Source organism: Gorillibacterium sp. sgz306347 (assembly GCF_059735245.1).
On sequence record NZ_JCAPET010000026.1, the window covers coordinates 58,479 to 71,993 of the forward strand.

The 13,515-nt window shown below is 57.3% G+C and carries 12 protein-coding genes and 1 tRNA gene; 3 read left to right on the plus strand and 10 right to left on the minus strand.

What is annotated here, in order from left to right:
- The first annotated feature begins 49 nt into the window (after positions 1–49).
- The 3 genes from AC6I6H_RS14715 to AC6I6H_RS14725 all read left to right on the plus strand — a co-directional run bounded on the left by AC6I6H_RS14715 (position 50) and on the right by AC6I6H_RS14725 (position 2,723).
- The gene (locus AC6I6H_RS14715) at positions 50–808 is read left to right on the plus strand and encodes a hypothetical protein (RefSeq protein WP_497954645.1); all 759 of its coding nucleotides are present in this window, start codon (positions 50–52) and stop codon (positions 806–808) included.
- A 111-nt stretch (positions 809–919) separates the two neighbouring features.
- Positions 920–1,927, plus strand: a complete 1,008-nt coding sequence (locus AC6I6H_RS14720) for a Gfo/Idh/MocA family protein (protein WP_497954646.1) — start codon at positions 920–922, stop codon at positions 1,925–1,927.
- Complete coding sequence (locus AC6I6H_RS14725) at positions 1,908–2,723, plus strand: alpha/beta fold hydrolase (protein WP_497954647.1); 816 nt, start codon at positions 1,908–1,910, stop codon at positions 2,721–2,723. Before AC6I6H_RS14720 ends, AC6I6H_RS14725 begins: the two co-directional genes overlap by 20 nt.
- A 159-nt stretch (positions 2,724–2,882) precedes the next feature.
- Here AC6I6H_RS14725 and AC6I6H_RS14730 read toward each other — a convergent pair whose 3' ends face one another.
- The 10 genes from AC6I6H_RS14730 to guaB all read right to left on the minus strand — a co-directional run bounded on the left by AC6I6H_RS14730 (position 2,883) and on the right by guaB (position 13,203).
- On the minus strand, positions 2,883–3,785 hold the full coding sequence (locus AC6I6H_RS14730; protein ID WP_497954649.1) for an ATP-binding cassette domain-containing protein: 903 nt from the start codon (positions 3,783–3,785) through the stop codon (positions 2,883–2,885).
- Positions 3,772–4,188, minus strand: coding sequence for a GntR family transcriptional regulator (locus tag AC6I6H_RS14735; RefSeq protein ID WP_497954650.1), 417 nt, complete (start codon positions 4,186–4,188; stop codon positions 3,772–3,774). The genes AC6I6H_RS14730 and AC6I6H_RS14735 overlap by 14 nt, the downstream gene beginning before the upstream one ends.
- A 15-nt stretch (positions 4,189–4,203) precedes the next feature.
- Positions 4,204–4,917 (minus strand): hypothetical protein, encoded by a 714-nt coding sequence (locus AC6I6H_RS14740; RefSeq protein ID WP_497954651.1) that lies wholly within the window; start codon positions 4,915–4,917, stop codon positions 4,204–4,206.
- Positions 4,918–5,060: 143 nt separating this feature from the next.
- A complete protein-coding gene (locus tag AC6I6H_RS14745; protein WP_497954652.1) occupies positions 5,061–5,201 on the minus strand; it encodes a small acid-soluble spore protein P in 141 nt (46 codons plus the stop codon).
- A 65-nt stretch (positions 5,202–5,266) separates the two neighbouring features.
- Entirely contained in the window at positions 5,267–5,611 is a 345-nt protein-coding gene (locus AC6I6H_RS14750; RefSeq protein WP_497954653.1) for a hypothetical protein, read from the minus strand.
- A 45-nt stretch (positions 5,612–5,656) separates the two neighbouring features.
- Entirely contained in the window at positions 5,657–8,614 is a 2,958-nt protein-coding gene (locus AC6I6H_RS14755; protein WP_497954654.1) for an ABC transporter substrate binding protein, read from the minus strand.
- A 168-nt stretch (positions 8,615–8,782) separates the two neighbouring features.
- Positions 8,783–8,872 (minus strand) — tRNA-Ser (locus AC6I6H_RS14760).
- An 81-nt stretch (positions 8,873–8,953) separates the two neighbouring features.
- A complete protein-coding gene (gene serS, locus AC6I6H_RS14765; RefSeq protein WP_497954655.1) occupies positions 8,954–10,234 on the minus strand; it encodes a serine--tRNA ligase in 1,281 nt (426 codons plus the stop codon).
- A 74-nt stretch (positions 10,235–10,308) separates the two neighbouring features.
- A complete protein-coding gene (locus tag AC6I6H_RS14770) occupies positions 10,309–11,619 on the minus strand; it encodes a D-alanyl-D-alanine carboxypeptidase family protein (protein WP_497954656.1) in 1,311 nt (436 codons plus the stop codon).
- A gap of 123 nt (positions 11,620–11,742) precedes the next feature.
- Positions 11,743–13,203, minus strand: coding sequence for an IMP dehydrogenase (guaB, locus tag AC6I6H_RS14775; RefSeq protein WP_497954657.1), 1,461 nt, complete (start codon positions 13,201–13,203; stop codon positions 11,743–11,745).
- Positions 13,204–13,515 lie beyond the last annotated feature (312 nt).

Sequence of the window (13,515 nt, forward strand, 5' to 3'; positions counted from 1 at the left end):
GGTGTGTACATTCTCTGCGCAAAAGCATCCGTTCGAAGGAGGGATGGCCATGGACGGATCACGCAAACCGTCCGCTATCGTCCTGCTGGCCTTCGGAGCCGGGATGCTTTTGTCGGCTTGCGAGGCGCCTGCGCATTCCGGCTCGGACTCGGTCCTCTCCTTGCCCGCCCAACCCGAGGAGCAAGCTTCCTCCATCCTGCTGACAGATGAGGTGCTCCCCTTTGGCGGAGCCGAGGCGAAGGCGGAGTCCCGGCCGGAATCCCCATCCGCCGCGGCGGTCAACGGGGGAGCTTCCGGCGCAGACGTTCCGCCCGGCGGCAGCCTCCCCTCCGGCACGACACAGCCGGAAGACGCGCCGCTTCTTTTGGAAAGTCCGGAAGGCGAATCCCGGATCACCCTTCCGGCCGGCTGGAAAGCCGAAACCAGTCTGGTCCCCGACGCCGCCATTCAGGCGAGCAAAGCCGGGGAGTCCCGGTTTCTGGCCGTGATCTCGGAGGATGCCGGCGGTTTTCCGCCGGATACCACTTTGCAGAATTACACCGAGCTTGTGCGCGGAGGGAGAATGAAGGCTTCCGTCCGCCAGCCGGTTTTTACCGATCCCCGGGCGGTCCACGCCGGCGGCCATGCCGCCTTGCAGTTTGAGCTTCAAGGCCGTGTTGACGGCGTTTCTCTCACTTACCTCGTGACGACGATTGAAACCCCGGACCGTTTTCACCAAATTATTTTCTGGACCCTGACCGACGAATTTGCCAAAAGCCGCTCTGAGTTCACCGAAGCGGCCAATACCTTTCGCGATCCGGCCCCTTGACTCCTCATTTGAACGAAAGAAGCCCATCACCGGCGGGCGTGAAGCGGTTTGCCCGGGCGGACAAGATACGTATAATAAAATCAGACTTTCATTGCGGAGAGGAGCGATCCCATGACGTTAAAGATCGGCTTTGTCGGCACCGGGGGCATCTCCCAGGCGCATCAGAACCAACTCGCCAAAATCGAAGGCGTTACCGCCGCCGCATTTACCGGGGCGAACCTGGCACATTCCGAGCAGGCGGCTCAAGCCTGGCCGGACGCCAAAGCCTATGAATCGCTCGCCGATATGCTCGACGGCCGGAAGCTGGACGCCGTTTATATTTGCGTTCCCCCTAGCTCCCATGAAGGGCTGGAGGAAACCCTGATCGAGCGGGGCATTCCCTTTCTAGTGGAAAAACCGCTTGGCGTCGACAACGGGCTGCCGAGCCGGATCGCGGGAATGGTCCGCCGCTCCAACCTGCTGACCTCGGTCGGTTATCATTGGCGCTACCTGGATTCCGTCGAACGGGCCCGCACGCTCCTGGAAGGCGAAACGGTCGGCATGGCCCTCGGCTACTGGATGGGCACGATGCCGATGGCCGACTGGTGGATCACCTACGCCAGCTCGGGCGGCCAGTTTGTCGAGCAAACGACCCATATGACCGATATGCTCCGCCTTCTTTGCGGAGAGGTTACGGAGGTTTACGCCGCGTACAGCCGCCGGGTCATGCACGAGCAGGTGGAGGGCGTGGACATTTATGACGTGGGGACCGTCACGATGAAGCTGGAGAGCGGGGCGGCGGCCACCGTATCCAACACATGTCTTTTGCCCACGTATCATCGGGTCGGGCTGGACCTCTACACGGACAAGGGAATTCTGGAGATCCGCGAATCCTGCCTGAAGGTCACGGGCCCGGGGCTGGTGACGGAATACAAAAACGCGAGCGACCCGCTGTACAAAGAAAACGAAGCGTTCGTTCACGCCCTGCGGACAGGCGACCGTTCGGTCATCCGTTCCGACTATCAGGACGCTTTGCGGACGCATCGCATTACCTTGGCCGCCAACATTTCGGCCCATACGGGAAAACCCGTACGGATCGAGGAATTGGAGGCGGAAGACGATGGCTTGGCACAAGGTTGAACATAATGGAGTTTCCCTTGCGTACGGGGATTGGGGAAGCGGCGTTCCGCTCGTGCTGCTGCACGGCTTCTGCGGCAGCTCGCTCTACTGGGAGCGGGTGGTGCCGATGCTGGCCGAACGCTGCCGGGTCATTGTCCCCGACCTGCGGGGGCACGGCCAATCGTCCGCTCCCGACGAGGACGTATATGAGATGGAGGCCTTCGCCGGCGATATCGCCGGGTTGATCGATCACCTGGCGCTTGACGAAAAACCGGTTGTGCTCGGCCATTCGCTGGGCGGGTATATCACGCTGGCTCTGGCGGAGCGTTACGCCGACCGGCTGGCCGGCTTCGGTTTGATTCATTCCACTGCTCGGCCAGACACAGATGAAGGGCGGGCCAACCGGGACAAGGGCATCGCCACCATCCGGGAATCCGGCATCGGGGCGTTTGTCGACGGGCTGGTCCCCAAGCTGTTTGCTCCCGAGAACCTGATCCGGCAGCAGGACCAGGTGAAGCGGGCGGTCGAAATCGGCCGCGGCACATCGCCGCACGGCGCCGCCGCTTCCCAGGAGGGTATGAAGCGGCGGCCCGACCGGAACCGCGTGCTGGAGAACGCCTCCGTCCCGGTGCTGCTGGTAGCGGGCGAACGGGACGGCGTGGTCCCGCCCGAAAAAACCTTTACCGTCGAAAAAGAAAACATCGTCCGTGTGACGCTGGAGGGCGCGGGGCACATGAGCATGCTGGAAACGCCGGTACAGCTCGCCGATACGCTGGTGCGTTTTCTCGCCGACCTCTACCGGAGGCAAAACGCTTAACCTCTTTCCCGACCGTCCACGTTGAAACTCAAAGAGCCGGTTCCGGGTACGATTATTCGTACGCGGACCGGCTCTTTTCTCTGTTCCCGCCCCGATGCAGCTGCAAGCGGCGCGTTATCGGCAAGCTTTTCGGCAGCCGTAACTTGACGGATGCCGCACTTAAACTTTTTGGGACGGAGCGGCTTCCTCAATGAGAAAGCCCAGCAGCTCGTCCCATTCCAACGGCTGCCGGTGTGTCGTCCGAATGCCGCTTTCGGCGAGCGACCGTTCCGTTTCGGCTCCGTCCCGGCAGACCAGCCGCGGCGGGTCTGTTTCCACCCGGACGACCCCCGGCCACCGTCCGACATCGGCGGGAAGCCGCTCAACCCAAATTCTGCGCCAGCTTTCACTCAGCGCATCCTTCTCGTACCGGCCCAGCAGCTGCCCTCCCGAGAGCAGCACGACGTAATCCGCCAGCCGCCGGACTTCCTCCAGGTTGTGCGAAGAGAAGATCAGGGTCCGCGTGCCGGTCTCCATGTAGCGGGCCAGAATCTGATGCATCTCGCGCAGCGAAAACGGATCGACGCCCGCTGAAAACTCATCCAGCAGCAGCAGGTCCGGGCTGTGCGCCAGCGCCAGCGAAAAGGCCAGCTTGCGCTCCGTTCCCTTGCTCATCTTGCTCAGGCGGATCGTCGGGGACACATGCAGCCGCTCCAGCAGCTCATGATAATACCAATCGTCCCACTGCTCGTACCAGCCCGCAAATAGTTTGCCCAGCGCATCGGGGGTTTTGGCAAACTCCGTGTAATCCGAAAGATCCGGCACATACCCGATTCGCTTCTTGATGTCCACTTCATCCCCCGGATAAGCGCCGCCCCAAAGCTCCACCTTGCCGGATTCAGGCTTCAGCAAATTCATGGCCAAATGAAACAGGGTCGTCTTTCCCGAGCCATTCGGGCCCAACAGGGCGGTTACCGCCCCCTCCTCCGCCGCAAAATCGACCGGGCCAAAGCGAAACCCGTCTCCCCGTCCCTTGGTTGCTCCGCTGAACTGCAGCGGGATTTGCTCCTTATGCTCTCTCATCGCTGCTCTCCTCCCTCTCCGGTCCGGCTTCCTCCAGCAGCCGGTTCACCGTCATCCGAATTTCTTCCGGCGTTCCGTTCATCCGGAGGGCCAGCTCCACCGCTTCCCGCAGCGCGTCCTCCATCCGCTTCATCCGGCTTTCCTCCAGCCGCTGTTCCTCGACATGAGCGACAAAGCTGCCCGTCCCCTGGCGGGTTTTGATCAGTCCCTCATTCTCCAGATCCTGATACACCCGGCGAATCGTGATCACGCTGCAGGAGAGGTCTGCGGCAAACTCCCGGATCGACGGAAGCAGGGTTCCTTCTTTCAGCTCATGACTGAAAATCAGCTCGCGGAGCTGCTCCTTGATCTGATGATACATCGGCTCGGCGCTGTCCTGCGAAATACGGATCGGAATGCGCATAGACCTCCCCTCCTTTTACACAAAATCGCGGCTGTCGAGCCGTCTGCCGATTCGGGGTCCGAGCCAGCCGACCGCAGCGGCGGCGGCAAGAAGAGATAACGCGGCGGCCCATAAGCCATGGCTTTGAATCAGCCGGATAACTTCGGGTACCAGATAAAAGCCTTTCCAGGAGAGAAACGTCATGCCGCCCATCACAAGCACAGTTACCGCAATGTTCACCACCAGGTAGCGGGCCCCCGACCAAGTCAGCTCCATGAAGAGATACAGAACGCCCCAAACGGCCGCAATGCCCAGCCAAAACAAGATATACGCCGCGGTTTTCGGTCCGTCCAATTCGCCCCGGAGAAGAGCCGAAAAGGCAAACTGGGTGCCGAAAAAGACAGCCCCGGAGCCGCATACGGCGATGCCCATCAGCAGCAAACGGCCCGCTACAATTTCTTGCGTACGAACGGGAAGCGTCATTTGAACCGCCAAAAACCTGCGCGCGGCAGAGTTGATTTTCCATTTAAAATGCTGTTTCCGGTAACAGGTTCCCATGGTCAGCGTGCCGGCGATATACATCATGTCCCGGAGAAACTCGCTGAGCCTTCCTTCGTCCTCGTCAAACAGCCAGATCATAAGCTCCGGATAGCCGGCAAAAAAAAGAATAAAGACCAGCGTCGCCATATAACCGTATTTGGAGCGGTGCCACTCCTCCCGGACGAAGCGGCGTACTCGGGTCCATTCCATCTTGTCAAACCCCCATCCAGCCCATTTAAGAACTGTTTATGTTAATATAAACAGTATATCACATCCGGAAGGCTGTCAATCAAATAAAAAACGGCCGCTTCCGCAGAAGCGCCGTTTTTGACTGTTTTGTGGCGGCTGGTTCTTCAATTTTCCTCGCTTTTCGTCTGGCGAACGCGATTTTTCACGCTTTTGGAGCCCGACAGCGGCTCCTGCGGCCGGTTGTTGCGGTCGCGCTTCTCATTCCCCGTCGGGGGATTGGTCGGCTGCGGAATGTCCTTTGGCATCCGGACACCTCCTTTTGAACGGCGGGGATTTTCATGCAGATACAGTCATCCCCTGCCTGTGGTGGTCAAGCGTGCGTCAACCGCTGCAGGCGTTGGGCGCATTCATGGATATGACGCACGTAATCTTCGATCAGGGACTGGATTTCCTCTGTATGCTCGTCTACCGAACGATTGTCCTTGTCCACATCCGTAAAAGAAACTTCAATTTCCCGGTCGTCTTTATACCGGACGGCAAAGTCGAACGTGTACCCGCTGCGGCCCTCGGTGTCGATGTGAATCCGCAGGGTGTCCGGGTCCGCTTCGTCTCCCCGAACCTCGGCTTTATCCGACGGGTTCAGGCATTCCGGCAGTCCGGCCTGCCAGGCGTCAATCAGCTTCGCGTCGATGGTCGGTTGAAGTTCATGGTCCACGTATAAGCCACCTCCCGCTTATAACCTGTTCCAAACGGGCAGCGTTTATGTATGCTTGTATTTGCGGTAGGGGGCTTCCTTGATCCAGCGGGCGACATCGTGCTGGGCCAGCGGCTTGGCGATGTAATACCCCTGGATTTTGTCGCATTCGGTTTTTTGCAGGTAGTCGAATTGCTCTTCCCGCTCCACCCCTTCGGCCACCACTTCCAGGCCCATTTGATGCCCCAGCATCAGGATGGAATCAGTGAGCGACCGTTCCTTTTCCACGTCCGGGATTTTGTCGATAAACGATTTGTCCACTTTCAGCGTTGTAATCGGCAGCTGCTTCAGGTAGCTCAGCGAGGAATATCCCGTTCCGAAATCGTCCAGCGCGATGCGGACGCCCGCTTCCTTCAGACGGTCGAGCTTCTTGATAATGTTCTCAATGGATTCCATAAAAATGGATTCCGTAATCTCCACTTCCAGCAGGCAGGGCTCCAGCCCCGTTTCCCGCAGATGATGCAGCACCATGTCCACAAAATCGTCCTGAATCAGCTGGAACACCGAAATGTTGAGGCAAATTTGATACGTCCGGCAGCCGCTGTCCTGCAGCTCCTTCGCAAACCGGCAGGCGGTCTTCAGCACCCATTCTCCGATCGGAACGATAAGGCCCGACTCCTCCGCCACCTGAATGAAGGAAAGCGGGGAGACTTGTCCGAGCACGGGATTGTTCCAACGGATCAAAGCTTCAAAGCCGGAAATTTCCCCCGTCTTCAGGTTAAACTGCGGTTGATAGTGCAAAGACAGCTCGCCGTTTTCCAGCGCGCCCCGCAGGTGCTTCTCGATCGTCATCCGCTTGTCGAACGACTGCTGCATCGAGGAGCTGTATAGCATATGCCCGCCTTTTTGCATTTCCTTGGCGTAATACATCGCCACATCCGCGTTCTTCAGCAGGTCGTCCGCGCTTGCGCCATGCTCGGGGTACAGCGCGGCTCCAACGCTTGCGGAGAGATACACATGGCTCCCCTCCACCTCGAAGGGCTGCTTGAAGGCGCTCAGCAGGTAACCGGCATAATGCGAAGCCTCCTCCGCGTCGGCAGCCGCCTCCAGGAAGATGGCAAACTCGTCGCCGCCCGGACGGAAAATCAGGCCGACGCCGTCCGTCAAAGCGGTCAGCCTTCGGCTGACTCGGCTTAAGAGCCGGTCTCCGAACGGATGGCCCATCGTGTCATTGATGTATTTGAAGTTGTCGATGTCGATATAGAAGAGAACGCCCCTCAGGCCCTTGTCCGAACCCGCAAATTGCTTCAGGGTCTCCAGCAGCGACAGCCGGTTGGGCAGGCCGCTGATTTCATCGCGGTAGGCCAGCTCATGCAGCCGCTCTTCGTTTTGCTTGATCACGCTCTGGTTTTCCACCAGCTTTTCGTATTGCTCGGTCAGCTCGTCCTGCATGGCGGACAATTCCTCGTAGGTGGTCTCCAGTTCCTGATAGCTGGCCTGCAGCTTGGTCTCCATCGTTTTTCTCTCGGTGATATCGGTCATGGAACCGGTAAGCCGGGCCGGATTTCCCTCCCGGTCGCGCGTTATTTTCCCCCTTACTTGAAACCATCTGTACTCTCCGTTATTTGCCCTCAGGCGGTATTCCACGTCATACACAGGGGTTTCCCCCCGCAAATGGGCTTCTCTCCTGGCTGCCGCTTCCGGCCGGTCGTCGGGATGAATGAAATTGTCCCACCCTGCCCCCGTGAAAGAAAAGGAGCTTTTCACATAACCGAGCAGCTCGTACCAGCGGCGGGACAGGTAGTAGTCCCCGTTTGCCAAATTAATCTCCCAAATGACAGAGTCGGAGCCGGCCGCCGCCCGTTGGAACCGTTCGTTGCTCTCGGTCAGCTTACGCCGTACTTTGCGGATTTGCCGGATCTGAAGCACCAGAACCAGCAAAAAAGCCACCATTACGGCAAACACGGCCAATACTCCAAGCACCAGCCATTTGTAAGTTTTGTAGAAAGAGAACGGTTCGTGCAGCACCTCCGCTTCCTTCGGCACAGCGGACAACGGAATGCCGTACCGCTCCAGCTGCGTGTATTCAAACGCTTTCCGCAAGCCGCTCTCGGACGAATTCTTCACGATAACCGGAAGGTCGCCGGCAAGCAGCTGCAGCCCCAAAGAGGCCGCCTCCGCCCCCTGCCGCTTGCCGCTGATCAGACTGCCGCCGAAGGCTCCACTCTTCAGCCCAAAATCGTAGAGATGGTAAACGGGCACCGCCGAAGCGTCGCTCAACTGACGCGAGATTTCGCCAAATTCCACGATCCGTCCCGAGGCGTCGCTGTAATAAGTCGTCATCAGTACGATGCTGTCTTTCTCCGCGGAGCGCACCGTTTCAAGGAGCTCCTGCCGGCTTGCTTTGTTGAGTGCAATCGCCTCCAATCCGAGTCGGTTGGCTTCCTGAAGGACAATCTCTCCGGTAGACAGCCCGCTTTCCGAATTGTCGAATACTACGTAGACCTTTTTCAAAGCAGGCTGGACCTGGATCGCCAATTCAAGCGTTCCCCGCGGATCAATCGATTCCACCACGCCGGTCACCCGGTCTTCGCCCTGCAGCATTCTCTCCGTTGACACCGAATTCAACCCGCTGAACACAATCGGCGCATTGGAAAACGCCTCTTTTCGGTGATCCAGGGCAAACTGCAGCGCCGCGTCATCCGTCGACAGGATCAAATCGAAAGGAATGGTCCGGTACTTTTCGTACAAGGCGGCAACAAACTCTTTCTCTCCGGCCGTTCCGGGGAACCTTTTCCAGTCCAGATATTCCGTATACAACGTCAGCGGCTGCTCGGATTGCAAAAAGGCTTCCTCAATCCCGGCTGTTTGGTCGTCCGTCCACTCAAATCCTTTGTGATAAGAATTGAGCAGGAGAACGTTTTTGACCGGCTTGCTATCGGCGAAGGATTGTCCATGATCAAACCACGCCATACTGAAGCAAAACACAAACAAAAAAATGCCGGGTATGCGCCATCGCTTCATGCAGTCACCTCATTGTGAGCTCAGTGAACCAGGATGTACTGCCTTTATCTTACAATATATATCGAATCTTCGTCCCAAAAGATGAATAAAAATTTTTAAGAAAGTATAAAAAACCGTTCTTTGCCAAGCTTGCGCCGGCATCAGAACGGTTTCATATGCAAATCAATATGGCGGAGAGGGTGGGATTCGAACCCACGGTGCCCTTGCGAACACGGCGGTTTTCAAGACCGCTGCCATAAACCACTCGACCACCTCTCCGGGTCGGCGTCCGCCTTCCGGTCAGGAAAAGGCAAACGCGGCAAATGCAATTTTACCACAGTCAAAAGGCGGTCACAACCACTACTTTTTGGCGATTACTTTTACACCGCCCATATACGGCTGCAGCGCTTCGGGCACCGCTACGCTTCCGTCTTCCTGCTGGTAGTTTTCCAGAATGGCGGCCAGCGTACGCCCGACGGCGAGACCCGAGCCGTTCAAGGTATGCACAAATTCCGGCTTGGCTTTCGGCTCGCGGCGGAACCGGATGTTCGCCCGGCGCGCCTGAAAGTCTTCAAAGTTGCTGCAGGAGGATATTTCCCGGTACATGCCGCTGTTCGGCAGCCAAACCTCCAGATCGTAGGTTTTGGCCGAGGAGAATCCGAGATCCCCGGTGCAAAGAGAAAGCACGCGATAAGGAAGCCCCAGCAGCTTGAGCACTTGCTCCGCGTCGGCCGTCAGGCTTTCCAGCTCCTCGTAGGACGATTCCGGCTTGGCGAGCTTCACCAGCTCCACTTTGTTGAATTGGTGCTGCCGGATGAGACCGCGCGTGTCCCTCCCGGCCGATCCCGCTTCGGAGCGGAAGCAGCCGCTGAAGGCAACGAATTTCTTCGGCAGGTCATCAGCCGTCAGGATGTCGTCGCGGTGATAGTTGGTCACCGGGACCTCGGCGGTCGGGATCAGGAAGTATTCGGTCCCCTCAATTTTGAAGACATCTTCGGCAAATTTGGGCAGCTGCCCGGTTCCGGTCAAGCTTTCGCGATTGACGATATAAGGAGGCAGCATTTCTTCATAGCCGTGACGGTCGCTGTGCAGGTCCATCATGAAATTGATCAGCGCCCGCTCAAGCCGCGCTCCCAAGCCCTTGTAGAAAACGAATCGCGATCCGGTGACCTTCGCTGCGGCTTCAAAATCCAGAATGCCGAGCTCCTGCGCGATATCCCAGTGGGCTTTCGGCGCGAAGCCGAATTCGCGCGGCGTTCCCTCCCGGCGCAGCTCGACGTTCTCCTCCTCGGAGCCGCCCACCGGGGTGGAGGCATGGGGCACGTTCGGAAGAGCCAGCAAAAGGTCGTTCAGGTCGGCTTCCAGCACGCGGATTTCATCGTCCAGGCCCTTGATGCGGTCCGAAACCTCCCGCATTTCAAGAATCAGCCCTTCGGCGTCCTCCCCTGCGCGCTTTTTCGCGGCCACCTCCTGGGACACGACGTTGCGGCGGTTTTTGAGCTGTTCCGTTTCCTGCAGCTTCTCCCGCCGGTTTTTGTCCAGATCGGCAAACCGGTCGATGTCGTGCAGCGTCTTCCCGCGGTTTACCATCGCCTGCTTCACCGTTTCGTATTCGTTTCTCAGCAGCTTAACGTCAAACACTTGAAACTCCTCCCAAGGAGACAGATTATCGGGCTTGCTTGCTAACCCTGTTCAACAAAGATGAGCTCGGGCCGTTAAAACCAGCTCTTGATTTTCTTGCCGAGGCCGGAGAAGAAATCGCCCACGCTGCGGAAGAACAAGCGGAACCAGCCGGCTTTCTTGGCATCCTCCGCCGCGACCAGCTTGATCGTCTTCTCGACCTTTCCGTATTTCACTGTCATGGTGCCCACTTCGTCGCCCTTCTTAATCGGCGCGATCAAAGTTCCTTCTTCGACCGGAGTAGCGGTTTTTACGATTTCGCTTTCTTTCATGCTTTTTGATACAACCATGGTAACGTCTTCGCCGGTCATAACCGGGACCGACTTCTTGACGCCTTTTTTGATCGGGACGGTTTGCAGCGTTTCGACTGCGGCATCCTTTTGCACGACGGTCTTGATCTCAAAGTTGTTGAAGCCGAAGTCCAGCAGCTTCCGGGTTTCCGTAAACCGGCTGCCCTCCAGCTGATTGTTGTCCGGGTTGCTTATGCCGGGAGGAGTCGTATTCATGACGACGCTCACCAGTCTCATATCGCCGCGCTTTGCGGTTCCGGTAAAGCACCAGCCGGCTTCATCCGTATGGCCGGTTTTGAGTCCGTCCATTCCTTCATAGCCGTATTTCTCGGTTCGGCCGGGAAGCATCCAGTTCCAGTTGAGCATTTCCGTGGTGTCCCGTTCCCGGAATTTTTTCGACGAAATGCTGGTAAATTCGAGCACCTCCGGGTGCGCTTTAATCAGCGAAGCCGCCAGCTTGGCCACATCGCGGGCCGAAATCAGCGTTTCGCCTTCCAGCGGATTGTTGCGAAGCTCGGGATCGGAAATATCGTCACGAATGAGGCCGGTCGCGCTCGTAAAACGCGTGGTGTCGGAAAGGCCGATTTCCTTGGCCTTCTGGTTCATCATCTCGGCAAATTTGGCTTCGCTTCCCGCTATGGCTTCGGCCAACGCCACGCTGGAGTCATTCGCCGAGTTAATGGACAGCCCGTACAGCATGTCCTGAACGGTATGCTCATCCCCTTCGGCCAACAGCCCGCCGGACCCGCCGACGTTGGCGGCATAATGGCTGGTCGGGATCATGGTATCCATGGTCAGCTCCCCGCTCGCCACTTTGTCAAGCACGATGTATTCGGTCATCATCTTGGCCATACTGGCCGGAGGCAGAGGCGTGTCCGCATTCTTTTCGTAAAGCACCTGCCCGCTTTCCACTTCAATCAAAATCGCCGCTTTGGCGCTCGGTTCTACATTAGGTGCGGCTTCAACCGCCGAATTTTTTACGGATAAGAGAGGGGCGACAAAAGAAATCGCCAAAACCAACGCCAACTTTTTCTTCATACCATGAAACCGTTTCACCATTCACACTCCCACGTCGATTCTAAATTTCATTTCCCTATTGTATCATAGGCCTTTATCCAACAAAAGAAAAACCGGGGATTTTGCTCCCCGGCCTTTCCTCTTTGTATATAGAGGCTCTTCTTACAGCGAGTAATTGGGCGCTTCTTTTGTAATCTGCACATCGTGCGGATGACTCTCCCGGAGACCCGCGCTGGAAATCCGGATGAATGTGGTGTCCAGCTTGAGTTCTTCCAGGTTGCGGGTGCCGCAATAGCCCATGCCCTGCACCAGCCCGCCTACCAGTTGATGAATCGTATCTTTAAGCGGTCCCTTGTAAGGGACGCGGCCTTCAATGCCTTCCGGGACCAGCTTGGTTTCGTCCTCCTGGAAGTAGCGGTCCTTGCTGCCTTCCTTCATGGCGCCGATCGAGCCCATGCCGCGGTACACCTTGAACCGGCGTCCCTGGAAGATCTCGAACTCGCCGGGGCTTTCCTCCGTGCCCGCCAGAAGGCTGCCGATCATTACAACATCCGCTCCCGCAGCCAAAGCCTTGGTGATGTCGCCGGAATATTTGATCCCGCCGTCGGCGATAATTTGCACGCCGTATTCCCGGGCTACCGTGGCACAGTCGTAAATGGCGGTGATTTGCGGAACGCCGATGCCGGCAATAACGCGGGTGGTGCAAATGGAGCCGGGGCCGATGCCCACCTTGACCACGGAAGCGCCGGCTTCAATCAAGTCGCGGGTTCCGTCGGCGGTGGCGACGTTTCCGGCAATGATGAGCAGGTCCGGGTACGTCTCCCGCAAGCCTTTTACCGTATTCAAAATGTTAATGTGATGACCGTGCGCCGAGTCCACCACAATCGCGTCGACGCCAGCGTTCACGAGGGCTTCGGCGCGTTCTTTCCAATCCTTCGAAACGCCGATGGCCGCTCCGACGACAAGCCGTCCTTGCGCATCCTTCGCAGCATTCGGGAACTGGATCGCTTTTTCGATGTCTTTTATGGTAATCAGGCCTTTGAGGATGTAGTTTTCATCCACCAGCGGCAGCTTCTCGATTTTGTGCTGCTGCAGAAGCACTTCGGCTTCCTCCAGCGTGGTTCCTACCGGTGCCGTCACCAGATTTTCGCGGGTCATGACTTCGCTGATTTTAATCGAATAGTCATGGACAAAGCGGAGGTCGCGGTTGGTGATGATCCCGATCAGCTTTTTGGTTTCATCCACGATCGGCACGCCGGAAATGCGATACTTGCTCATCAGCTCTTCGGCATGGTAAACATGATGGTCTGCCGTGAGGGAAAAAGGATTGGTGATAACCCCGCTTTCCGAGCGCTTGACCCGGTCCACTTCCTCGGCTTGCTGGGCGATGGACATGTTCTTATGAATAATGCCGAGACCGCCTTCCCGCGCCATGGCGATGGCCATGACGGCCTCCGTGACCGTGTCCATGGCCGAGCTGATCAACGGCATGTTCAGTTTCAGCGTTTTGCCCAGCCGGGTGGACACGTCCACTTGCTTGGGACCAAAAACCTCCGAGCGGCGCGGCACCAGAAGCACATCGTCAAACGTCAATCCTTCTTTTTGAAACTTGGATTCCCACACTGTATGGAAGCCTCCCTTTTGTTTTGAAAAAAAGCCCTGTGTATATTATTGCAAGTTTAACAAAAGGCTATTTTTTGTGTCAAGAAACCTTTTGCAGCGCGATAAAACAAATGGATCAGCCGGGACGCAACGGGACTTCCGGTAACCGTTTAAGGGTTGCCTTCGGCCGTCACAGACCCTATGTATTTTTATAAAATGCCCATAATACCCGCCTTTGCCTTCGCCAAAAGATCCTCCACCTTACCGCAGAAATAAAAAAACCTGCGCAGCTGCACAGGTTCTTCCGTTGCTTGGCGACGTTCGACTCTTCCG